Origin of the sequence: Streptomyces sclerotialus (assembly GCF_040907265.1) — a bacterium.
Lineage (GTDB): Bacteria > Actinomycetota > Actinomycetes > Streptomycetales > Streptomycetaceae > Streptomyces > Streptomyces sclerotialus.
In genome coordinates this window covers 2,369,641-2,392,066 of the sequence record NZ_JBFOHP010000002.1, presented here as the reverse complement: position 1 = coordinate 2,392,066, position 22,426 = coordinate 2,369,641, and the positions used below count along the sequence as shown (strand labels likewise).

The following is a 22,426-nucleotide window of genomic DNA, read 5'->3' as shown; positions in this document are numbered from 1 at the left end:
CGCAGGGGGCGGGCCACCGCACGGCCCGCCCCGGGAGGCGGCGGGATGCACCGGCCCGCCGCCTCGGGGCGCCGCGGCCGCGGAGCGTCGGTTGCCGCCGCGGCGCCGGTCCGGCGGGCCCGGACTCCCGGAGGCCTGGGAGCCCGGACCCGGGTCTGTCAGGCCTTGCGGGCCGCCCGCACGAACTCGCGGTTCATCTTGGTGATGCTGAACAGCGGGATGCCCTTCGGGCAGGCCGTCGCGCACTCGCCGGTGTTCGTGCAGCCGCCGAAGCCCTCGTCGTCCATCTGCCCGACCATGTCCAGGACCCGGGACTCGCGCTCCGGGGCGCCCTGCGGCAGGGAGTTGAGGTGGACGACCTTGGCGGAGGTGAAGAGCATCGCCGAGCCGTTCGGGCAGGCCGCGACGCACGCGCCGCAGCCGATGCACTCCGCGTGCTCGAACGCGGTGTCGGCGGCCGGCTTCGGCACCGGCGTGGCGTGCGCCTCGGGGGCGCTGCCCGTCGGGGCCGTGATGTAGCCGCCGGACCCGATGATCCGGTCGAACGCCGTACGGTCCACGACCAGGTCCTTGACGACGGGGAACGCCGAGGCGCGCCACGGCTCGATGTCGATCGTGTCGCCGTCGTCGAAGTGCCGCATGTGCAGCTGGCAGGTGGTGGTCCGCTCCGGGCCGTGCGCCTCGCCGTTGATGACCATGCCGCACGCGCCGCAGATCCCCTCGCGGCAGTCGTGGTCGAACGCGACCGGCTCCTCACCGCGCAGGATCAGCTCTTCGTTGAGGGTGTCGAGCATCTCCAGGAAGGACATCTCGGGGGAGATGTCCCGCACGTCGTACTCGGTCATACGGCCCGCGGAATCGGGGCCGGACTGGCGCCAGATGCGCAGGGTGAGGTTCACGCGTAGCTCCGCTGAGTGGGGTGGACGTACTCGAAGTCGAGCTGCTCCTTGTGCAGCACGGGCGCCTCGCCGGTACCGGTGAACTCCCACGCCGCCGCGTAGGAGAACTCCTCGTCCCGGCGTTCCGCCTCGCCGCCCGGGGTCTGGCTCTCCTCGCGGAAGTGGCCGCCGCAGGACTCGGAGCGGTGCAGGGCGTCCAGGCACATCAGCTCGGCGAGTTCGAAGTAGTCGGCGATCCGGTTGGCCTTTTCCAGGGACTGGTTGAGGTCCTGGCCGGAGCCCGGGACCTTGATGCGGCGCCAGAACTCCTCGCGGAGTTCGGGGATGCGGTCCAGGGCCTTGCGCAGGCCGCTCTCCGTGCGGGCCATGCCGCATTCCTCCCAGAGCAGCTCGCCCAGTTCGCGGTGGAAGGAGTCCGGGGTGCGGTCGCCGTTGTTGGAGAGGAGACGGTAGAGGCGGTCGGTGACGGAGGTGACCGCTTCGGTGACGGCCGGGTGGTCGTCGGGTACCTCGTCGTGGGGGTGCCGGGCCAGGTAGTCGTTGATGGTGGCCGGCAGGACGAAGTAGCCGTCGGACAGGCCCTGCATGAGGGCGGAGGCGCCGAGGCGGTTCGCGCCGTGGTCGGAGAAGTTGGCCTCGCCGATGGCGAAGAGGCCGGGCACGGTGGTCTGGAGGTCGTAGTCGACCCAGAGGCCGCCCATCGTGTAGTGGATGGCCGGGTAGATGCGCATGGGCGTCGTGTACGGGTCCTCCGCCGTGATGCGCGCGTACATGTCGAAGAGGTTGCCGTACTTCTCCTCGACCGCCTTGCGGCCCATCCGGGCGATGGCGTCCGCGAAGTCCAGGTAGACGCCCTGGCCGCCGGGGCCGACGCCGCGGCCCTCGTCGCAGACGTTCTTCGCGGCGCGGGAGGCGATGTCGCGGGGGACGAGGTTGCCGAAGGCCGGGTAGATGCGCTCCAGGTAGTAGTCGCGCTCGTCCTCGGGGATTTCGGCCGGCGGGCGGGTGTCGCCCTTCGCCTTGGGCACCCAGATGCGGCCGTCGTTGCGCAGCGACTCGCTCATCAGCGTCAGCTTGGACTGGTGGTCGCCGGAGCGCGGGATGCAGGTGGGGTGGATCTGGGTGAAGCAGGGGTTGGCGAAGTACGCGCCGCGCCGGTGCGCCCGCCAGATCGCGGTGGCGTTGGAGTTCTTGGCGTTGGTGGAGAGGTAGAAGACGTTGCCGTAGCCGCCGCTCGCCAGCACCACCGCGTCCGCGAAGTAGGTGTCGATGCGGCCGGTGAGCAGGTCGCGGGCGACGATGCCGCGGGCCCGGCCGTCGACCACGATCAGGTCGAGCATCTCGGTGCGCGGGTGCATTTCGACCGTGCCGGCCGCGATCTGCCGGGACAGCGCCTGGTACGCGCCGAGCAGCAGCTGCTGGCCCGTCTGGCCGCGGGCGTAGAAGGTACGGGAGACCTGGACGCCGCCGAAGGAGCGGGTGTCGAGGAGGCCGCCGTACTCGCGGGCGAAGGGCACGCCCTGGGCCACGCACTGGTCGATGATCTCCACGGAGATCTGGGCCAGCCGGTGGACGTTGGACTCGCGGGCGCGGAAGTCGCCGCCCTTGACCGTGTCGTAGAAGAGGCGGTGGATCGAGTCGCCGTCGTTGCGGTAGTTCTTGGCCGCGTTGATGCCGCCCTGGGCGGCGATGGAGTGGGCGCGGCGCGGCGAGTCCTGGTAGCAGAACTGGACGACGTGGTAGCCCTGCTCGGCCAGGGTGGCGCCGGCCGCGCCGCCGGCCAGCCCGGTGCCGACGACGATGACGGTGTGCTTGCGCCGGTTGGCGGGGTTGACCAGCTTCGCCTCGAAGCGGCGGCGGTCCCAGCGCTCGTTGATCGGGCCGTCCGGGGCCTTGGTGTCGGCGACGGGCTCGCCGGTCGCGTAGTCCGTGTAGGTGCTCATGTCAGCTCACAACTCCGGTCATCACGGAGACGGGGACGGCGATGAAGCCGAGGGTGAGGACCAGGGCCAGGAGGTTGGCGATGGCCTTGAGGGTGCGGTCGCGCCCCGGACGGTTGGCGCCGAGGGTCTGCGCGGCGCTCCAGAAGCCGTGCCGGATGTGCAGGCCGAGCGCGAGCATCGCGACGAGGTAGATGACGTTGCCGTACCAGGTGGAGAAGGTGGCGACGACATTGGCGTACGGGTGTCCGGCGGCGGCGTGCGGGTTCACCGTCAGGGTCGTCAGGTCCAGGATGTGCCAGACGATGAAGAGGCCCAGGATGATCCCGCCCCAGCGCATGGTGCGGGTGGCGTAGCTGGTGCGCTTCTTCTTGTGCACGTACTTGGTGGGGCGGGCGGCGAGGTCGCGGCGGCTCAGCTGGTAGGCGGCGACCGCGTGCACGATGACGGCGGCGAGCAGCACCACCCGGGCGATCCACAGGAACCACTCGTGATGCAGGAAGGGCTCGCCGATGGTGCGCAGCCAGTGGGCGTAACCGTCGAACTCGACGGCTCCGAAGAAGATCTTGAGGTTCCCCAGCATGTGGGCGACCAGGTACAGCAGCATCACGATGCCGCTGACGGCCATCGCCGTCTTCTTGCCGACGGTCGAGTGCCACAGGATGCCCGCATAGGAGGACGGCCGTCGGTCCGTCCGGGTGTCCACTGCCATGGCCACGACGGTAAGGACGCCGTAAGCCATCAGTCCAAGACATGGTGGAGCTCATTTTCATAGGCATGAGCTATCGAGCCACTATCCTGGCCGCATGCAGCTCCAGCAGCTCCGCTATTTCGCGGCCGTCGCCGACACCCGGCACTTCACCCGCGCCGCCGAGCGGGAGCATGTCGCCCAGCCTTCGCTCTCCCAGCAGATCCGGTCCCTGGAACGGGAGCTGGGCGCCGAGCTGTTCCACCGGGCGCGCGGTCACATCACCCTCACCGACGCCGGCGAGACGCTGCTGCCGTTCGCCCGCCGGATCCTCGCCGACGCGGACACCGCCCGGCGCGAGGTCCAGGAGGTCGCCGGGCTGCGCCGCGGCCGGCTGCGGCTCGGCGCCCCGCCCAGCCTCTGCGCCTCCGTCGTCCCCGACGTGCTGCGCGCCTTCCACGACCGCTACCCGGGCGTCGACCTCCAGGTGCACGAGAGCGGCTCCCAGGACCTGGTGCGGGTACTCGCCGCGGGCGAACTGGATCTCGCCCTGGTCATCACCCCGCTGCCGGTGCAGGCCCCCGCCCTCGCCACCGCCGAGCTGCTGCGCGAGGAGCTGGTCGTGGTCTCCGCGCCGGACGCCCCGCCCCCGGTGCGCCGCACGCGCATCCGCGTCGACGACCTGCGCGACCATCCGCTGGTGATGTTCCGGCGCGGCTACGATCTGCGCGAATTCACGGTCGCCGCGTGCCGGACGGCCGGCTTCGAGCCGGTGTTCACGGTGGAGGGCGGCGAGATGGACGCCGTCCTCGGCTTCGTACGGGCCGGGCTCGGCGTCGCCGTCGTGCCCGTCATGGTCGCCGAGCGCGCCGGGCTGCGCGCCACCCCGTTCGCCGCGCCGGGCCTGCACCGCAACATCTCCGTCGCGCACCGCGCCGATGTCTCACCGCCCCGCGCGGCCCGTGAGCTGCAGCGGATCCTCGTCCGCCACCTGGCGCCCGGGACGGCTGCGGACTGACCCCGCCCCTGCGGGCGCACGGGCACACACGTCGGTTTCCGGCCAGTACGTCGCGATATTGCCGTACGGCGGCAGGTGCGCCCCTGCCTGGTGACGGGCCGCCGCGCGGCGCGTGCGGCGTGGCCGTCCGCTCCGCGACCGGCGGTTTCCACGCACATTTCCGGAATGCCGTTGCTCATTCCGCGGCCGCCGGTGTACCAATGCCTCACTTGCCGTCCGGCATGACGCGGGCGGTAATCGGGGGAATGGACGGGGGAACATCACGATGCTGCTCGAAGAGGTCTACGCGGGCGCGCCCACCGTAAAGCCGGGACGCCTTTCGGTCGCCGTGCGGGAATGCACGGACCGGCCGCCCGCGCCACGCCCGGAAGTCCTCGCCGAGACCGCCGCCGGCTCGTACGCCCGCGGTCTCGCGCCGTCGTCAGCCCTGGTGACCGTCGTCTCCTGACGGCCGGCACGTCCTGACGCGGTCCGGAGATTTCCTCTTCACGTTTTTCAGCATGCTGTCCAGCACGGTTCGGGGGAGCCGCACATGAGCGCATCGGCGCAAGGTGCCGGAAACGCGCACGCGGAAGTGTACGAATTGCAGCGAACTGCCGAACCCGGGGCGGCGAGGACATTCGCCGAGTGCGAATGCCGTAATCCCACCGGGAGTCACACGCAATGAACGAGGAACACACCAGCTACCGCACCACATCCGACCGCACCACGCCCGACCGCGCGGCAGCCGATCGCTCCGCGGGCGACGGCGGCGCGGGCGACGGCACCGTTCCGGACGGCGCGCCCCCGGACAGTCACCGTCCGGACCCGGGGCCGTTCCCGGACGCCGCGACGCGCCTCGCCGCCCTCACCCGTCGCCTGGACGAGGCGTGCCGGCGCGCCGGACGCCCGCCCGGCTCCGTGACGCTCGTCGCGGTCAGCAAGTACCGCTCCCGGGACGCCGTCTCCGCCGCGCTGGAGGCCGGCCAGCGCGACTTCGCGGAGAGCCGGGTCCAGGAGGCCCGCGCCAAGTGGCCGCCGCTGCGCGCCCGCCACCCCGGCGTCCGGCTGCACCTCGTCGGCCCGCTGCATACCGGTAAGGCGACGGCGGCCGTCACCGGCTTCGACGTACTGCACAGCGTCGACCGCGCACCGCTGGCCGCGGCGCTCGCCGCCGCGATGGCCCGCACCGGCCGCAGGCCCGACTGCTACGTCCAGGTCAGCACCGGCGACGAACCGCAGCGTGGCGGGGTGCCGCTGGAAGCCGCCGACGCCCTCCTCAAGGAATGCCGCGACGTGTACGGGCTCCCCGTCGTCGGCCTGACGTGCGTGCCGCCGGCCGGCCAGGACCCGCTCCCGCACTTCCGGCTGCTCCGCTCGCTCGCCGCCGCGCACGGCCTCAGCGGCCTGAGCGTGGGCACGGGCGCGAGCGCCGACTTCGAGCCCGCGGTGGCGGAGGGCGCGACGGTGATCCGGGTGGGCCGCGCGCTCTTCGGTCCCCGCCCGCGGCGCGCCGGCGGCCAGGGAAAGCCGGAAACTCCGGAAACTCCCTGATCCGCTGTCGTGGCCGACATGCCTTCGCAGGCGACCCTCCCGGCCCGCGGCAGCGGGCCGGGAGGGGACGGAAGCGGGGCGCGCGGGCCGGACGTACGGCGTCCGGCCCGCGCGCCTCCGCGCCGACTACAGCCCCAGCTTCGCCTCCTGGAGCCGGGCCACCGCCTCCTTGTCGCCGTCCAGCTCGACCTTGGCGGCGCCCTGCCGCCCGAACAGGAACAGCGTCAGCTCGCCCGGCTCACCGGTGACGGTGACCACCGGCGTGCCGCGGTGCGCCACCGCGGTCTGCCCGTCCGGCCGGCGCAGCACCACGCCCACCGGGGCCTTCCGCCCCATCACCCGGGCCATCCGCTCGATACGGGACCACAGCGCGTCGGCGAAGCCGGAGCTCAGCTCGCGCGGCGTCCAGTCCGGCCGGGCCCGCCGCACGTCCTCGGCGTGCACGAAGAACTCCACGGTGTTCGCCGCCTCGTCGATCTGCTTCAGTGCGTACGGCGACACCTTCGGCGGCCCGGTCCTGATCAGCCGGATCAGCTCGTCGTACGGCTTGGCGGCGTACTCGCTCTGCACCCGCTTCAGGCGGGCCGCCAGCGGCTTGATCACCAGGCCGCCGGCCGCGTCCGCGCGCCGCTCGCGCACCACGACATGGGCGGCCAGGTCTTGCGCGCTCCAGCCCTCGCACAGCGTCGGCGCCTCGGGCCCCGCGCTCTCCAACAGGTCGGCGAGAAGAAGTCGTTCACGCTTGGCATGGGTCGACATGGCCTCACCCTACGGCCGACCCCGCCGCCCGTGCCATGACGCCGCGCGGTCCCTTGCGCACCCGCCGTCACCCCTGGACGAGGATCACCGCCATCACCACCACGGCCGCCACGAAGACCGAGCACAGCACGATCGTCGCCACCTTGGCCACGCGGTCGTCCTCCGGGGGCGGATACCGGTCGTTCATGCCCGCATGATGCCGCACGGCACAATGGAGGGCATGAGCAGCAGTCCCGCCACCCCGGCCACCCCCTCCGGCGCCTCCCTGGACCCGGCCATCGCCGCCCGGCTCAAGCGCACCGCCGACGGCCTGGTCCCGGCCATCGCGCAGCAGTACGACACGGGCGAGGTCCTGATGATGGGCTGGATGGACGACGAGGCGCTGCACCGCACGCTGACCACCGGACGCTGCACCTACTGGAGCCGCAGCCGTCAGGAGTACTGGGTCAAGGGCGACACCTCCGGGCACGTCCAGCACGTGAAGTCCGTCGCCCTGGACTGCGACGCGGACACCGTCCTGGTCAAGGTGGACCAGGTCGGCGCGGCCTGCCACACCGGCGCCCGGACCTGCTTCGACGAGGACGTCCTGCTCCCCGAGGGCTGACCGCGCCGCCGGACCGTGTCCGGCGGGGCCGGTCAGTACCCGGACGTGCCGCCCGTCCGCCGCTGATCGCCACTAGGATCCGCTGTCATGACCACGGGAACCACCGGCACCGCGACTCCGGACCTCGAAAACTTCCGCACCCTCGCGAAGGACCGCCGGGTCATCCCGGTCACCCGGCGGCTCCTCGCGGACGGCGACACCCCGGTGGGCCTGTACCGCAAGCTCGCGGCGGAGCGCCCCGGCACCTTCCTCCTGGAATCGGCCGAGAACGGCCGCAGCTGGTCCCGCTACTCCTTCATCGGCGTCCGCAGCGCCGCCACCCTCACCGCCCGCGACGGGCAGGCCCACTGGCTCGGCACCCCGCCGGTCGGCGTGCCCACCGGCGGCGACCCGCTCGCCGCGCTGCGCGAGACCGTCGAGACCCTGCACACCCCGCGCGACCTCATCGAGGGCCAGGGCCTGCCGCCCTTCACCGGCGGCATGGTCGGCTACCTCGGCTACGACATCGTCCGCCGCCTGGAGAAGATCGGCGACGCCACCGAGGACGAGCTGCGGCTGCCCGAGCTGACCATGCTGCTCACCTCGGACCTCGCCGTGCTGGACCACTGGAACGGCACGGTCCTGCTGATCGCCAACGCCATCAACCACAACGACCTGGACACCGGCGTCGACGAGGCGTACGCGGACGCCGTGGCCCGCCTCGACACCATGGCGTACGACCTGAGCCGCCCGGCCCCGTCGAACGCCGCCGCGCTCCCGGCCTCCGAGCTGCCCGAGTACACCGCGAAGTGGGGCGGCGACGCCTTCAAGGACGCGGTCGAGGACATCAAGGAGCGCATCCGGGCCGGCGAGGCCTTCCAGGTCGTGCCCTCGCAGCGCTTCGAGACGCCGTGCACGGCCTCCGCGCTGGACGTCTACCGGGTGCTGCGGGCCACCAACCCGAGCCCGTACATGTACCTCTTCCGCTTCGAGGGCGGCGACGGCCTCCCCTTCGACGTCGTCGGCTCCAGCCCCGAGGCGCTGGTCAAGGTCGAGGACGGGCAGGCGATGCTGCACCCCATCGCCGGCACCCGGCCGCGCGGCGGCACCCCGCAGCTGGACCAGGCGCTCGCCGACGAACTGCTGGCCGACCCCAAGGAGCGCGCCGAGCACCTGATGCTGGTCGACCTGGGCCGCAACGACCTGGGCCGGGTCTGCGAGCCCGGCAGCGTCGAGGTCGTGGACTTCATGTCCATCGAGCGCTACAGCCACGTCATGCACATCGTCTCCACGGTCACCGGCACGGTCGCCGAGGGCCGCACCGCCTTCGACGTGCTGACCGCCTGCTTCCCGGCCGGCACGCTCTCGGGCGCCCCGAAGCCGCGCGCCCTGCAGATCATCGAGGAGCTGGAGCCCACCCGGCGCGGCGTCTACGGCGGCTGCGTGGGCTACCTCGACTTCGCCGGCGACTCCGACACCGCCATCGCCATCCGTACGGCCCTGCTCCGCGACGGCACGGCGTACGTCCAGGCCGGTGCGGGCATCGTCGCCGACTCCGACCCGGCGGCCGAGGACGCCGAATGCCGCAACAAGGCGGCGGCGGTGCTGCGGGCGGTGAACACGGCCAACAGCCTCAGCGGCTGACGCCCGCCGGTACCCGCGCGGGCGGCCGCCCGGCGACGTACGCGATAGTGGTACATGTGAGTGCCGTACCCCCGCCCCGCACCGACGCCCCCGCCGTGTCGGCCGAACCCCCGTCGGTCAGACCCGCGCGGAAGGCCCTCGCCCTCGCCCTCCTCCTCGGAGCGCTCGGCGCCGCCCTGGCCCTGCTGTCCTCCGGCCGTACCTGGGCGACCGCCACCGCCGTGGTCGCCCAGGGCGAGCTGCCGCAGAAGGCGTCGGGCCAGGACATCACCGGCGTGCCCGGCGCGCTCGCCGTGGTCGGGCTCGCCGCGCTGGTCGCCGTCTTCGCCGTGCGCGGCGCCGGCCGCGTCGCCGTCGCCGCGCTGCTGACGCTGAGCGGCGCCGGCATCGTCGTCGGCGCCCTCCTCGGCAACGCCGACACCTCGGCCCTGAAGGCCAAGGCCGCCACCGCCACCGGCATGAGCGGCGCCGGCGTCCAGCACGTGGCCCACACCGCCTGGCCCTGGGTGGCGGCCGGCGGCGGCGTGCTGCTGCTCGTCGCCGGGCTGCTGGCGCTGGTGTACGGGCGGCGCTGGCCCGCGATGTCCGGGCGTTACGAGCGCGCGGCGGGCAGCCCCCGGGCCGCGCGCGGCCCGCGCCGCGCCGCCGCGCGGCCGGACCTGGACCGCCCGGAGGAGATCTGGAAGTCGCTGGACCGCGGCGAGGACCCCACCGCGTAGGGGGAGGACCCCACCGCACAGGGGACGGCCGTCACCGGTCCGTACCGACCCGATGGCGGGCCCACCCCGCGCATCAGGGACAATGATTCCGAGCGAACGCCGCGCCCCGACCCAGGCGCGAGAAAGCAACGAGGAGCATTCATGTCGAGCAACGGCCACGGACACACCCCGGCTGCGTGGACCGGCGTCATCATTTCCTTCATCGGCTTCTGCGTCGCGGGCGCCTTCACCGTGCTGGCCAACGTGCCCGGCTTCTGGGTCGGCGTGGTCCTCATCTTCGCCGGTGCGGTCGTGGGCGGCATCATGCACGCCGCGGGCCTGGGTTCCGCCCCGAAGCGGTCCAAGGGCCGGCCGCAGACCCAGAGCTGACCCCGTCGGCGGCCGGACACCGGATCCGGCCCGCCGGCCCGACGTAGGCGCGGCTTCCCGGCCGTTCCGCACGCCCCGCGCGCATGGCGCGGAGTGCCCCGTGCGGCCGCCGGGCAGCTGCGCCTTCGCGCGTACCGGGGGACAATCGGGACCGTGACGGAACCCGTGGCGCGTACCCCGGACGGCCCGCCCCCGGCACCGGCGGCCCGCCGCGGCCTCGCGCGCCGTCTCGCGGCCCCGCTGGGCGCCCTGGCGGCGGCCGTGGCGGCCTTCGGGTACGTCGGCGCCGTCGACCCCCATGAGGCCGGCCACTACCCCGTCTGCCCGCTGCTGGAGCTCACCGGGATCTTCTGCCCGGCGTGCGGCGGGCTCCGCAGCGCCTACGCGGTCGCGCACGGTGACCTGGGCGCGGCGCTCGGGGCCAACGCCCTGGCAGTGATCGGTTACGCGGCGTTCGCGGTGTTCTGGACGGTCCGGCTGGCCCGGGCCGTCCGTGGGCTGCCGGCCGCCGGGCCGCGGCCGAGCCCCTTCCACTGGTGGCCGGCCGGCGGTGCCGTGCTGCTCTTCACCGTGGTCCGCAACCTGCCCGCGGGATCGGCGCTCGCCCCGTGAGCGGCGATTTTCCGCTGCTCCAGGGGTGCGCTCACCCGGCCGATATCTGCCGGTATCTGTCCATGTTGTGGGACCGAGGGCGGCCGGATGCGGGGCCGGGCGCCGCTGGCCGGATACCATCGGAGTGCCTGCTGGGAGCGCACCGTGTCCCCGGGGGCGACAGTTTCCCTCCACCGCTCAAGAAGGAGGCCGCTCGCGTGAGTGTGCTCGACGAGATCATCGACGGAGTCCGCGCCGACCTCGCCGAGCGGCAGGCGCGCGTCAGCCTCGACGAGCTCAAGGAGCGGGCTAAGAAGGCAGCCCCCGCCAAGGACGGCGTGGCCGCGCTCAAGGGTGACGGCATCCGCGTGATCTGCGAGGTCAAGCGCTCCAGCCCGTCCAAGGGCGCGCTGGCCGCCATCGCCGACCCGGCCGGGCTCGCCGCCGACTACGAAGTGGGCGGCGCCGCCGTCATCTCCGTCCTCACCGAGCAGCGCCGCTTCGGCGGCTCGCTGGCCGACCTGGAGGCCGTCCGGGCCAAGGTCGACATCCCGGTCCTGCGCAAGGACTTCATCGTCAGCGCCTACCAGCTGTGGGAGGCCCGCGCGTACGGCGCCGACCTGGCGCTGCTGATCGTGGCGGCGCTGGACCAGGAGGCGCTGGTCTCGCTCATCGAGCGGGCCGAGTCGATCGGGCTGACCCCGCTGGTCGAGGCGCACGACGAGGAAGAGGTCGAGCGCGCGGTGGCCGCGGGCGCGAAGATCATCGGGGTGAACACCCGCGACCTGAAGACCCTCAAGGTCGACCGCGGCAACTTCGGCCGGGTCGCCCCGGAGATCCCCGACCACATCGTGAAGGTCGCCGAGTCCGGCGTCCGCGGGCCGCACGACCTGATCGCGTACGCCAACGAAGGCGCGGACGCCGTGCTCGTCGGCGAGTCGCTGGTCACCGGCAAGGACCCGAAGACCGCCGTCGCCGACCTCGTCGCGGCCGGCTCCCACCCCGCGATCCGGCACGGCCGGGACTGACGGCCGAGGCCCCCGGACCTCCCGATGACCGCCGCCACCCGCACCCAGCAGCCGCGCCCGGGCCACCGCCCGGCCGCGGCCGGCGCCGCGCGCCTGCCGCACGCGGCCCTCGGGCGCGGGTGCAGGCCGCGTGGCTGCCGGGCCCCGGCACGCCGCGTCCACGGACGGCGCGTCCGCTACCACATCGGCGCGGAGCCGGGCCAGATCAACGGCCGCCGATGGCCCGGTCCCGCGCCGCGCGCGGGCGCCCACGCCTGACCGGACCAGGCCGACCGGACGACTGTCCGTACGGTGCTCCGGCGGAGTGTGACACCCGGGCCCGCGCAGCGCGCACGTAGCTTGATGCCCGTATGCCGAGAATTCGAGACTTCCGGGGCGCATGCGCGCGCCCCGGCGAGGAGTACGTCGGATGTCGTCTGACTTCTTCATTCCGGACCCCGAGGGTCAGGTTCCCAGCGCCGAGGGGTACTTCGGCGCCTTCGGCGGCAAGTTCATCCCCGAGGCCCTGGTCGCGGCGGTCGACGAGGTCGCCGAGGAGTACGAGAAGGCCAAGGCCGATCCCGAGTTCGCGCGCGAGCTCGACGACCTGATGGTCAACTACACCGGCCGGCCCAGCGCCCTCACCGAGGTGCCGCGGTTCGCCGAGCACGCCGGCGGCGCACGGATCTTCCTCAAGCGGGAGGACCTGAACCACACCGGCTCCCACAAGATCAACAACGTGCTGGGCCAGGCGCTGCTCACCAAGCGCATGGGCAAGACCCGCGTCATCGCCGAGACCGGCGCGGGCCAGCACGGCGTGGCCACCGCCACCGCCTGCGCCCTCTTCGGCCTCGAATGCACCATCTACATGGGCGAGATCGACACCCAGCGGCAGGCGCTCAACGTCGCCCGCATGCGGATGCTCGGCGCCGAGGTCATCGCCGTGAAGTCCGGCAGCCGCACCCTCAAGGACGCGATCAACGAGGCGTTCCGCGACTGGGTCGCCAACGTCGACCGCACCCACTACCTCTTCGGCACGGTCGCCGGGCCGCACCCCTTCCCCGCCCTCGTACGCGACTTCCACCGCGTCATCGGCGTCGAGGCCCGCCGCCAGATCATCGAGCGCGCGGGGCGGCTGCCGGACGCGGCCGTGGCCTGCGTCGGCGGCGGCTCCAACGCCATCGGCCTCTTCCACGCCTTCCTGCCCGACGAGAGCGTCCGCCTGATCGGCTGCGAGCCGGGCGGCCACGGCGTGGAGAGCGGCGAGCACGCGGCCACCCTCACCGAGGGCACGCCCGGCATCCTGCACGGCTCCCGCTCCTACGTCCTCCAGGACGAGGACGGCCAGATCACCGAGCCGTACTCGATCTCTGCGGGCCTGGACTATCCGGGCATCGGCCCCGAGCACTCCTACCTCAAGGACGTCGGGCGCGCCGAGTACCGCGCCGTCACCGACGACGCCGCCATGCAGGCGCTGCGGCTGCTCTCCGGGACCGAGGGCATCATTCCCGCCATCGAGAGCGCGCACGCGCTGGCCGGCGCCCTGGAGCTCGGCCGCGAGCTGGGCAAGGACGGCCTGATCGTGGTCAACCTCTCCGGCCGCGGCGACAAGGACATGGACACGGCCGCACGGTACTTCGGGCTGTACGACGCCCCCGCCGACGACGCCGTCGAGGCGGACGACACCGACGCCACGGACACCGCGCTCGGCGCGCACCAGGAGGGGACGAAGTGATGGCGGGCAACGTCGAACTGCTCAGCTCGGTACTGGCCGGCGCGAAGGCCGAGGGCCGCGCCGCGCTGGTCGGCTATCTCCCGGCGGGCTTCCCGACCGTGGACGGCGGGGTACGGGCCGTCACCGCGATGATCGAGGGCGGCTGCGACATCGTCGAGGTCGGCCTGCCGCACAGCGACCCGGTGCTGGACGGCCCGGTCATCCAGACCGCCGACGACATCGCGCTGCGCGGCGGCGTGAAGATCGTCGACGTGATCCGCACGGTCCGTGAGGCGCATGCCGCCACCGGCGCCCCCGTGCTGTGCATGACGTACTGGAACCCGGTCGACGCGTACGGCGTGGAGCGGTTCGCCGCCGACCTGGCCGCGGCGGGCGGCGCCGGCTGCATCCTGCCGGACCTCCCGGTCGAGGAGTCCGAGGTGTGGCGGAAGGCCGCCGGCGAGCACGGCCTGGCCACGGTCTTCGTGGTCGCGCCGAGCAGCAAGGACGCGCGGCTCGCCAAGATCACCGCGGCCGGTACGGGCTTCGTGTACGCGGCGTCCCTGATGGGCGTCACCGGCACCCGCGAGTCCGTCGGCCGGGAGGCCCAGGACCTGGTCGCGCGCACCCGCGCCACCACCGACCTGCCGGTCTGCGTGGGCCTGGGCGTCTCCAACGCCGAGCAGGCCGCCGAGGTGGCGCAGTTCGCCGACGGGGTCATCGTCGGCTCGGCGTTCGTGAAGCGGCTGCTGGCGCACGAGGGAGACCTGGAGGCCGGGCTCGCCGGCGTACGCGAGCTGGCCGGGGAGCTGGCCAAGGGCGTACGCGCGTAAAGCCGGTACCGCCGGGATCGCTCGATAGGGCGAAATGCGGGGCGGAGGGGCGCAGTCGCGTCCCTCCGCCTCGTTTTCCACCGGTGTGAGCCAGAAATCCCGAGCCGAAGGCAGCGCACGCGAGCGGCTGCAGGCACAGCGCGAGAAGGAAAAGGCCCGCGCCCGGCGCGGCCGGCAGGCGAAGGTCGCCGGAGTGGTGGTGGCGGTCCTGGTGGTGGCCGCGGGCATCGCGGTCTGGGCGTCCTCGGCGGGCGGCGACAAGAGCACGCCGGTCGCCGCGCCGGACGGCGCGACCGGCGGGGACAAGCCGAAGGTGACCGTCGGGAAGGCGAGTGCGCCGTCCACGCTGGAGGTGTGGGAGGACTTCCGGTGCCCGGCCTGCAAGCAGTTCGAGACGGGCTTCCGCGCCGTCCTCCATGAGCTGGAGGACGGCGGGCAGCTGAAGACCGACTACCACCTCGCCACGCTCATCGACGGCAACATGGGCGGCAAGGGCTCGCTGAACGCGGCCAATGCCGCGATGTGTGCCCAGGACGCGGGCAAGTTCCGCGCGTACCACGACGTGCTCTTCACGCAGCAGCCCGCCGAGCAGCAGGACCGGTATGCGGACAAGAGCTACCTGATCAAGCTGGCCGGGAAGGTGCCAGGCCTGGTGACCGGGGACTTCCGCTCCTGCGTGGAGGACGGGAAGTACAACGGCTTCGTGCAGAAGTCCCAGCAGGCGTTCCTGAACGCCGGCCTTCAGGGCACCCCCAGCGTCATCCTCAACGGGAAGAACATCTTCGCCGACCAGAGCGCGCAGATGACCCCGCAGAAGCTGAAGCAGGCGGTGCTGGAGGCGAACAAGAAGAAGTAAGGAGAAGCGCGGCGGAGAAGTGCCGTCCGGGGGGTCGTTACTGAGCCGTTGCCGGGTGGGTTGCCGACCGGACCGCCCGGCGCGGTAGCGTCAGGGCTGCCATGGACCTCGCATTCATTCCCAGCCCGTCGACCGGTGTCGTGCATCTCGGCCCGATCCCGCTGCGCGGCTACGCATTCTGCATCATCATCGGCGTCTTCATCGCCGTCTGGCTCGGCAACAGGCGCTGGATCCAGCGCGGCGGGCAGAGCGGGACGGTCGCCGACATCGCCGTGTGGGCGGTGCCGTTCGGCCTGGTCGGAGGGCGGCTCTACCACGTCGTCACGACGTACGAGCCGTACTTCGGCGAGGGCGGTGACCCGATCAAGGCGTTCTACGTCTGGGAGGGCGGCCTCGGCATCTGGGGCGCGATCGCGCTGGGTGCGCTGGGCGCCTGGATCGGCTGCCGCCGCCGGGGCATCCCGCTGCCGGCGTACGCGGACGCCGTCGCGCCGGGCATCGCGCTGGCACAGGCGATGGGCCGCTGGGGCAACTGGTTCAACCAGGAGCTGTACGGCAGGAAGACGGACGTGCCGTGGGCGCTGCAGATCACCTCGGACCCGGCGATCGGCCGCGTGGGCGGCACGTACCACCCCACGTTCCTGTACGAGTCCCTGTGGTGCATCGGCGTCGCGATCCTGGTCATCTGGGCGGACCGGCGGTTCAAGCTGGGCCACGGCCGGGCGTTCGCGCTGTACGTCGCCTCGTACTGCGCGGGCCGGGCGTGGATCGAGTACATGCGGGTCGACGAGGCGCACCACATCCTGGGCCTGCGGCTGAACGTCTGGACGGCCCTGATCGTGCTGGTCCTGGCGGTGGTCTACATGGTGGTGTCGGCCAAGCGGTCGCCCGGCCGGGAGGCCGTGGTCGAACCCGCGGCGGTGGAGCAGGAGACCGCCGACGCGGAGGACGCCGAGGACTCCCCGGCCGGCAAGGCCGCGGACGAGCCGCAGGCGCCGGAGGACAAGCCCGCCGGGACCGGGAAGAAGAAGTCCTGACGCACGTACGACAGCGGGCCGTGGTTCCCTTCGGGGCCACGGCCCGCTGTCGTACGCGGTCACTGCTGGACCGGTACCGGACTCACCGCCTGTGCTGCCTCCCCGGCGACCGCCAGCGCCGCCGTCTCGCGGGCCAGCGCGTCGAAGCCGATGCCGTCCAGGTCGCCGACGGACGTGCTCAGACGGTTGGCGAGCGGGGCGGTCCAGCGGGCGGGCAGCGCGTCCGGGGAACCGGCCAGGAGCCCGGCGAGGGAGCCGGCCGTCGCGCCGTTGGAGTCGGTGTCCCAGCCGCCGGAGACCACACGGCAGACCGACCCGGTGAAGTCGCCGTCGGCATGGGTGAGCGCTGCGGCCAGCAAGGCGGCGTTGGGCAGTACGTGCACCCAGTGGTGCCACCCGTACGCGGCGTGCAGCCGGTCCACGACGGGCTCGAAGCCGCCGGGCGTGCGGTCCGGTGCCTCCCGGGCCGCCGCGATGCCGAAGCGTACGGCCCGCGCCAGGCGGGAGCGGGGCGGGACGACGGCGAGCCCGGCCGCCAGGCACCGGTGCACATCCGCCGTGCCGCCCGCGGCCGTGGCCAGCGCGGCGGCGGCGAACATCGCCCCGTACACCCCGTTGGCGGTGTGGGTCAGCACGGCGTCGCGCCAGGCGGCCTCGGCGGCCCCGGCCGGGTCGCCCGGGTGCGTCCAGCCGTGCACGTCGGCGCGGATCAGGGCGCCGATCCACTCCCGGAAGGGGTTGCGGAAGCGGGCGGTGTCCGGCGGTTCGACGCCGTCGAGGAGGTTGCGGTACGCGACGCGCTCGGCGGTGAAGGTACGGCCCGCCGGGAGCTCGTCCAGCCACAGGCGGGCGAGGTCGGCGGTGGTGAAGCCGGGGCCGTGGCGGCGGAGGAGGAGCAGGCCGAGGAGCGGGTGGTTCAGGTCGTCGTCCTCGGGCATGCCGTCGATGTTCTCGGCGAGCGAGGTGGTGCGGCTGCGGCGGTTCCAGGGGTACCGGGCGGCGGTCGAGGGGTCCAGTCCGGCCTCGGTGAACCAGGTGTGCAGCGGCCAGTTCGCGGTCGACCGGGCGATCGCGCGGATGCCGGCCAGCGGCAGCTTCTCGACGGGCTTGCCGAGGAGGCAGCCGGCGGCGCGGCCCAGCCAGGCGGCCTCCAGGCGGGGGAGCAGGCCCGCGGCGGCGGGCACCGGCGGGGGTGCGGGTGCCGCGGCCCGGATGGCCGCCAGGTCGGTGGGCTCGTCGGCGGCCGAGGGGCAGGGCAGGGAGGCGAGGTCGTCCAGGAGGGCGACGGCCAGGGCGCGGAGCCGGGGCGGCACCGGGCCGGGGGAGGCACCGGCCCGGTCGGGGGCGAGGGTGCCGCCGGCGGTGAGCCAGCGGCGGCGGATCACGGTGGCGTCGCGGCCGTCCTCGGCGGCCTGCCGCAGTTCGTGGCCGATCAGGTCCTCCGGCTGGACCCAGGTCACCCGCAGCGGCGCCGGCGGGTACGTCATCGGGCCACCGTGAGCGCGGCGAAGGCGGCTTCGTGGGCGCGGCGGCGCGCCAGGTCGCGGTGGTGGATCTCGTGGGCGACGGCGGTCAGCGCGTGCGCCGGGGCCTGGAGGTCCAGCCGGCTCGCCTCGGAGACGGCCGTGGTCCACTCGGTGGGCACGGGACGGCCGAGCGCGCCGACCAGGGCGCCGCACATGGTGGCGATGGAGTCGCAGTCGCGGCCGTAGTTGACGGCGCCGAGCACCGTCTCGCGGTAGTCGCCGTCGCCGATGAGCAACAGGCCGAGCGCCACGGGCAGTTCCTCGATGGCGTGCAGCCGGGAGGGCCGCCTGGCGCCCAGCGAGGGCCGCCGGTACTCGGGACCCACCGTGTCGAACGGCGATACGGCGCCCCGGAGTTGTGTCAGCGCGGGCTCGAACTCGTCGTACTTCACCGCCACTTCGCAGACGGCCTCGATGGCTGTACGGGTGCCGTCCTTGGCGAGGGCGAGGGCCGCTTCGACCACCGAGCCGGGGGTGGCGCCGGGGACGCAGGCGGCGGCCACCGCGGCGGCGAAAACCCCGGCCGCCTCCCGCCCGTACGACGACTGGTGCGCGCCCGCGACGTCCAGCGCCTCGGCGTAAGCCCCACGCGGATCACCGGCGTTGACCAGGCCGACCGGGGCCATGTACATCGCGGCGCCGCAGTTGACGATGTTGCCGACGCCGGCCTCGCGGGGGTCGGCGTGCCCGTAGTGCAGCCGGGTGACGAGCCACTTCTCGGCGAGGAACACCCGGTGCAGGGGCAGCGCCTCGGCCTCCAGCTCGGGGATCCAGCGGGGCTCGGTGATCAGTTCGGGGACCAGGTGGTCGGCCACGGCGTACGCTTCGAGGTGGTCGCGGACCTTCTCGTACACCCGGATCAGGGCGTGGGTCATGAGGGTGTCGTCGGTGACGTGGCCGTCGCCCTTGTGGTACGGCGCGAGGGGGCGGGCGGTCCGCCAGTCCTCGTACCAGGGGCCGACGATGCCGCGGACCGGGCCGCCGTGCCGTTCCCGGATCTGCTCCGGGCTCCAGCCCTCGACGGGCCCGCCGAGCGCGTCGCCGACCGCGGCCCCGGCCAGGGCGCCGGCCGTGCGGTCGGCGAGGGTGGGGACCGCCGTGGTGGCGGGTGGTGCCGCGGTGTCGGTCATGGCCGGTCGGATCCTTTCGGCGGGGGCGTCTGCGGAGTGGTCAGTTCGGTGCCGGCGAGCAGGTCGGCCAGCTCGACCAGGTCGGTGCCGGCCAGCCGGGGCAGCGCACAGCCGGAGAGGGTGCGGCAGGCGTCGCGCCAGGCGGCGGGCAGCGCGGTGGCCCCGCCGAGGGCACCGGTCAGCGCGCCGGCCAGGGCGGGCGCCGAGTCGGCGACGCGGGAGAGGCAGGCGGCGGCGGGCACCGCCTCGGCGGTCCGCCCGCCGCCCGCGAGGGCCAGTGCGAGGGCGACCGGTACGGTCTCGGCGGCGGCGATGCCGTAGCTGTAGACGTGGTCGACGATCTCGTGCTCCAGGGTGGGGACCAGGGCGAAGGCGGCGCCGGGGCGGCCGTCGGCGGTGGCCTCGGCCAGCCGGACGGCGTGCAGGGCGTTGCGGCGGATCTCGGTGCCTTCGGGGAGCTGGGCGAGGGCGGCGGCCACGCAGGCGTCGACGGGGGAGCCGCCGAGTGCGGCGGCGACCGCGGCGGCCATCGCGCGGGCGCCGTGCACGCCGTCGCCGTCCTGGGTGTACCGGGCGTCGAACTCGGCCAGCCCGGCCGCCGCCGCCGGGTCGCCGGGGTGGACGACGGCGAGGACGGCGGCGCGTACGCAGGCCGCGTCGTCGAAGAAGTGCGGGTTGTCGTGGCCGGTGGCGGGCGGCCGGAGCCCGGCGGCGAGGTTGCCGAGCCCGGCGCGTACGGAGATCCGGGCGCGCAGCGGCAGGACGGCCGACTCCACCTCCGGGGCCCGGTCGGCGGCGGCCGCGACCTCGCAGGCCAGCGCGTTCCAGGCGAGGTCGAGGGCGGCCCGCATCCGGCGGTCCCGGCCGAGGTCGGAGAGGAACGCACCGGCCGCGGTGAGCACGGAGCCGGCGGTGAAGGCGGCCCATTCCGCGTCGTCGGAGGGGCCGAGGCGGAGTGGTTCGGGCGGCTGGTTGAGGGCGATGGGGACGGGGAGCGTGGTGGTGGCGTTCTGCTCGGCGAAGGTGTCGAGCTCGCGGGTGAGGCGGCGGGTCCATTCGGGCATCCGGGCCGCGCGGTGCCGGCTCGCCGGCCAGCCGGCGGCGTCTCCGGCGGCGAGGCCGAGGAGGAGGCCCTCGATCCGGGCGGCACTGTCGCGGGCGGGTTCCGCGCACGCGGCGAGCGGCGGGACCGCCACGGCGGCGGCAGGAGTGTCCGCTGCGGTGCTCATGAGGCCGCCTCTGCCGTGGGTGCGGGCATGGGCATGTCCGGGGTGAGCAGGTCCGCGATGTCCAGGACGTGGTAGCCCGCCATCGAGGGCAGGCAGCTGCCGCGTACCGGGCCGATGACCCGCGCCCACTCGGCGGGGACGGCGGCGGTGCCGCCGAGCGCGCCGGCCAGGGCCCCGGCGACCGCCGCCGTGGTGTCGGCGTCGCGGCCCATGTTGACGGCGGTCAGCACCGCGCCGGGGAAGTCCCCCGCCGCCGCGGCGAACGCGCCGAAGGCCAGGCCGACCGCCTCGGGCGCCAGGTCGGTCCAGGGGTAGCCGCCGATGACGACGGCGGAGCGCACGGCGCGTTCGGTGCCGAGGCGGGTGATGCCGGGGTCCAGCCGGGAGCGCTGGGCGGCGGCGACCGCGCGGCGCAGCGAGCGGGCGGTCCAGGAGTCCTCGGGGACGACGGAGAGCGCGGCGGCGATCACCGCGTCGGTGCTCCCGGCGACCATGGCGGCGGCGACCCCGGCGGCGACGGCCTGACCGCCGTAGATGCCCTCGCCGTCATGGCTGACCGTGCCGTCCACCGCGACCAGCCGGGCGGCCTCGGCGGGCCGGCCCGCCGCGTGTACGCCGAACGGCGCGGCCCGCATCGCCAGTCCGTCGCTCCAGGCATGACGGTGCTGGGCGGAAATCGGTGCGGCGAGGCCCCGGCGGAGGTTCTCCAGGGTGCCGCGCTCGCTGAACCCGGCGCCGCGGAAGGGGCCCTCGTCCAGGTCGGCGATCCACTGGTGCCAGGCGGCCTCGACGTGCGCGACGGTGAGCGCCGAGCCGTGTTCGGCCAGCAGCAGGCCGGAGAAGATGGCGTATTCGGTGTCGTCGGTGCCGGCCGGGTCGTCGGCGACGAAGCCTTCGATGCGGCCCCAGCGGCGGCGGATCTGCGAGGGCTTCATGTTCTCGGCGGGAGCGCCGAGCGCGTCACCCACGGCGAGTCCCAGGAGGGTGCCCCGGGCCCGGTCGCGCAGCTCGGCAGGGCGGTCACCCGGGGTGACGGGGGCGGGTGAGGGGGCGTGCGGTGTGCTCATCTGCGTGCCCTTCCGCCGACCGGTCCCGGATCCGTACGCGTCTGAGGGATCGTAGGGCCGGTTTGCCGCTAATGGGGGGACTTCACGCCGGATCGGAGCGATGTCGTGATGGCCGGTTCCCGGTTGCCGGCGAAGGCGCGGTGTGGCCCGGATCACTGGCCGGTGGTCTCGGTAAAGCTGCAGGTCAGAGCGGTAAGTACGGCCTTCCTTGCTAGCGCAAGGACTTGTGGGCGACGTAACTTCGAGGTGTTCCAGGGGGAAGTGCCGCTGATCGGCCCACACCTCGCGAGGGAGGGAGAGGTCCCTTATGTCCGTCACTGATGTCATGGACGCGTCGGCTCCTACGCACATCGCCCACCGTGACAACCACACGCACCGTGACGTCAACGGCGGCTGGCTCCGCCCGGCGGTGTTCGGCGCGATGGACGGGCTGGTGTCGAACCTCGCGCTGATGACGGGGGTGGCCGGCGGTTCGGTGTCGCAGCAGACGATCGTCATCACGGGGCTGGCCGGACTGGCCGCCGGTGCCTTCTCGATGGCCGCGGGTGAGTACACCTCGGTCGCCTCGCAGCGCGAGCTGGTCCAGGCCGAACTGGACGTGGAGCGCCGTGAGCTGCGCAAACACCCCAAGGACGAGCAGGCCGAGCTGGCCGCCCTGTACGAGTCGCGCGGGGTGGAGCCGGGGCTCGCCCGCGAGGTGGCCGCGCAGCTCTCCAAGGACCCGGAGCAGGCGCTGGAGATCCATGCCCGCGAGGAGCTGGGCGTCGATCCGTCGGACCTGCCCTCCCCGCTCGTCGCCGCCGTTTCCTCGTTCGGTTCGTTCGCGCTGGGTGCGCTGCTGCCCGTACTGCCGTACCTTCTGGGTGCCGCCGCGCTGTGGCCCGCCGTGGTCCTGGCGCTGCTCGGACTCTTCGGGTGCGGCGCGGTGGTGGCCCGGGTGACGGCGCGCTCGTGGTGGTACAGCGGGTTGCGCCAGTTGGCCCTCGGCGGTGCCGCCGCAGGTGTGACGTACGTCCTGGGCGCGCTGTTCGGAACCGCCGTAGGGTGACGCCCTATGCGTGCAGACGCATAATTAACCTGTTACCTCGCGGTTTCAGAAGTTGACCAGCGGGCATAAGGGTGTGGCGCCGGAGGCAATGTCGCTTACCGGTGTCCCGCGCTGTCGGACGACGATCTGTCCCACTGCGTTCTCGATCCACCGCTCTGCGCGGTGTCCGCATGCTGGAAGCCTCTATCCGATTCCCGAGATCGAGGTCATCCTGTAACCTGCACGCAAAATTCGCG

23 protein-coding genes are annotated in these 22,426 nt (G+C 73.5%); 15 read left to right on the top strand and 8 right to left on the bottom strand.

What is annotated here, in order from left to right:
• Positions 1-158: 158 nt before the first annotated feature.
• The 3 genes from AAC944_RS10620 to AAC944_RS10610 are packed head-to-tail and all read right to left on the bottom strand — an operon-like array spanning position 159 to position 3,551.
• Complete coding sequence (locus AAC944_RS10620; RefSeq protein ID WP_030256414.1) at positions 159-899, bottom strand: succinate dehydrogenase/fumarate reductase iron-sulfur subunit; 741 nt, start codon at positions 897-899, stop codon at positions 159-161.
• Complete coding sequence (locus tag AAC944_RS10615) at positions 896-2,842, bottom strand: fumarate reductase/succinate dehydrogenase flavoprotein subunit (RefSeq protein ID WP_030616902.1); 1,947 nt, start codon at positions 2,840-2,842, stop codon at positions 896-898. Before AAC944_RS10615 ends, AAC944_RS10620 begins: the two co-directional genes overlap by 4 nt.
• A gap of 1 nt (position 2,843) precedes the next feature.
• Positions 2,844-3,551, bottom strand: coding sequence for a succinate dehydrogenase cytochrome b subunit (locus AAC944_RS10610; RefSeq protein WP_030616904.1), 708 nt, complete (start codon positions 3,549-3,551; stop codon positions 2,844-2,846).
• 94 nt (positions 3,552-3,645) lie between these two features.
• Here AAC944_RS10610 and AAC944_RS10605 point away from each other — a divergent pair, with 94 nt between their 5' ends.
• From AAC944_RS10605 to AAC944_RS10595, 3 genes are all read left to right on the top strand, one after another.
• Complete coding sequence (locus AAC944_RS10605) at positions 3,646-4,545, top strand: LysR family transcriptional regulator (protein WP_030616918.1); 900 nt, start codon at positions 3,646-3,648, stop codon at positions 4,543-4,545.
• A 265-nt stretch (positions 4,546-4,810) separates the two neighbouring features.
• Positions 4,811-4,993, top strand: coding sequence for a hypothetical protein (locus AAC944_RS10600; protein WP_030616921.1), 183 nt, complete (start codon positions 4,811-4,813; stop codon positions 4,991-4,993).
• A 215-nt stretch (positions 4,994-5,208) separates the two neighbouring features.
• Positions 5,209-6,078: a YggS family pyridoxal phosphate-dependent enzyme gene (locus AAC944_RS10595; RefSeq protein WP_078888641.1), complete on the top strand. Its 870-nt coding sequence runs from the start codon at positions 5,209-5,211 to the stop codon at positions 6,076-6,078.
• A gap of 126 nt (positions 6,079-6,204) precedes the next feature.
• Here the strand turns inward: AAC944_RS10595 and AAC944_RS10590 are convergent, their stop codons facing one another.
• Entirely contained in the window at positions 6,205-6,837 is a 633-nt protein-coding gene (locus tag AAC944_RS10590; RefSeq protein WP_030616925.1) for a TIGR03085 family metal-binding protein, read from the bottom strand.
• A 211-nt stretch (positions 6,838-7,048) separates the two neighbouring features.
• Here AAC944_RS10590 and hisI point away from each other — a divergent pair, with 211 nt between their 5' ends.
• The 11 genes from hisI to lgt all read left to right on the top strand — a co-directional run bounded on the left by hisI (position 7,049) and on the right by lgt (position 16,190).
• The gene (gene hisI, locus AAC944_RS10585; protein ID WP_438272819.1) at positions 7,049-7,441 is read left to right on the top strand and encodes a phosphoribosyl-AMP cyclohydrolase; all 393 of its coding nucleotides are present in this window, start codon (positions 7,049-7,051) and stop codon (positions 7,439-7,441) included.
• An 87-nt stretch (positions 7,442-7,528) separates the two neighbouring features.
• Entirely contained in the window at positions 7,529-9,064 is a 1,536-nt protein-coding gene (locus AAC944_RS10580; RefSeq protein ID WP_030616929.1) for an anthranilate synthase component I, read from the top strand.
• 56 nt (positions 9,065-9,120) lie between these two features.
• On the top strand, positions 9,121-9,783 hold the full coding sequence (locus AAC944_RS10575) for a TIGR02234 family membrane protein (RefSeq protein ID WP_030616931.1): 663 nt from the start codon (positions 9,121-9,123) through the stop codon (positions 9,781-9,783).
• 141 nt (positions 9,784-9,924) lie between these two features.
• On the top strand, positions 9,925-10,152 hold the full coding sequence (locus tag AAC944_RS10570) for an HGxxPAAW family protein (protein WP_030616933.1): 228 nt from the start codon (positions 9,925-9,927) through the stop codon (positions 10,150-10,152).
• Between the two features lie 153 nt (positions 10,153-10,305).
• Positions 10,306-10,764 (top strand): DUF2752 domain-containing protein, encoded by a 459-nt coding sequence (locus AAC944_RS10565; protein ID WP_078888642.1) that lies wholly within the window; start codon positions 10,306-10,308, stop codon positions 10,762-10,764.
• 197 nt (positions 10,765-10,961) lie between these two features.
• Entirely contained in the window at positions 10,962-11,771 is an 810-nt protein-coding gene (gene trpC, locus AAC944_RS10560) for an indole-3-glycerol phosphate synthase TrpC (protein ID WP_030616937.1), read from the top strand.
• A gap of 24 nt (positions 11,772-11,795) precedes the next feature.
• Positions 11,796-12,029: a tryptophan biosynthesis modulator TrpM gene (gene trpM, locus AAC944_RS10555; RefSeq protein WP_030616940.1), complete on the top strand. Its 234-nt coding sequence runs from the start codon at positions 11,796-11,798 to the stop codon at positions 12,027-12,029.
• A gap of 151 nt (positions 12,030-12,180) precedes the next feature.
• Complete coding sequence (gene trpB, locus AAC944_RS10550; RefSeq protein ID WP_030616943.1) at positions 12,181-13,485, top strand: tryptophan synthase subunit beta; 1,305 nt, start codon at positions 12,181-12,183, stop codon at positions 13,483-13,485.
• Complete coding sequence (trpA, locus tag AAC944_RS10545; protein WP_030616946.1) at positions 13,485-14,297, top strand: tryptophan synthase subunit alpha; 813 nt, start codon at positions 13,485-13,487, stop codon at positions 14,295-14,297. The genes trpB and trpA overlap by 1 nt, the downstream gene beginning before the upstream one ends.
• 85 nt (positions 14,298-14,382) lie before the next feature.
• Positions 14,383-15,153 (top strand): DsbA family protein, encoded by a 771-nt coding sequence (locus AAC944_RS10540; RefSeq protein WP_030616949.1) that lies wholly within the window; start codon positions 14,383-14,385, stop codon positions 15,151-15,153.
• Between the two features lie 101 nt (positions 15,154-15,254).
• The gene (gene lgt / locus AAC944_RS10535; RefSeq protein WP_051871891.1) at positions 15,255-16,190 is read left to right on the top strand and encodes a prolipoprotein diacylglyceryl transferase; all 936 of its coding nucleotides are present in this window, start codon (positions 15,255-15,257) and stop codon (positions 16,188-16,190) included.
• A 59-nt stretch (positions 16,191-16,249) separates the two neighbouring features.
• Here lgt and AAC944_RS10530 read toward each other — a convergent pair whose 3' ends face one another.
• The 4 genes from AAC944_RS10530 to AAC944_RS10515 are packed head-to-tail and all read right to left on the bottom strand — an operon-like array spanning position 16,250 to position 21,142.
• Positions 16,250-17,677, bottom strand: a complete 1,428-nt coding sequence (locus AAC944_RS10530) for an ADP-ribosylglycohydrolase family protein (RefSeq protein ID WP_051871892.1) — start codon at positions 17,675-17,677, stop codon at positions 16,250-16,252.
• The gene (locus AAC944_RS10525; protein WP_030616954.1) at positions 17,674-18,846 is read right to left on the bottom strand and encodes an ADP-ribosylglycohydrolase family protein; all 1,173 of its coding nucleotides are present in this window, start codon (positions 18,844-18,846) and stop codon (positions 17,674-17,676) included. Before AAC944_RS10525 ends, AAC944_RS10530 begins: the two co-directional genes overlap by 4 nt.
• On the bottom strand, positions 18,843-20,075 hold the full coding sequence (locus tag AAC944_RS10520; protein ID WP_078888643.1) for an ADP-ribosylglycohydrolase family protein: 1,233 nt from the start codon (positions 20,073-20,075) through the stop codon (positions 18,843-18,845). Before AAC944_RS10520 ends, AAC944_RS10525 begins: the two co-directional genes overlap by 4 nt.
• Positions 20,072-21,142: an ADP-ribosylglycohydrolase family protein gene (locus AAC944_RS10515; RefSeq protein ID WP_051871894.1), complete on the bottom strand. Its 1,071-nt coding sequence runs from the start codon at positions 21,140-21,142 to the stop codon at positions 20,072-20,074. Before AAC944_RS10515 ends, AAC944_RS10520 begins: the two co-directional genes overlap by 4 nt.
• Positions 21,143-21,449: 307 nt before the next feature.
• Between AAC944_RS10515 and AAC944_RS10510 the strand changes: the two genes are divergently transcribed.
• Positions 21,450-22,190 (top strand): VIT1/CCC1 transporter family protein, encoded by a 741-nt coding sequence (locus tag AAC944_RS10510; protein WP_030616961.1) that lies wholly within the window; start codon positions 21,450-21,452, stop codon positions 22,188-22,190.
• Positions 22,191-22,426 lie beyond the last annotated feature (236 nt).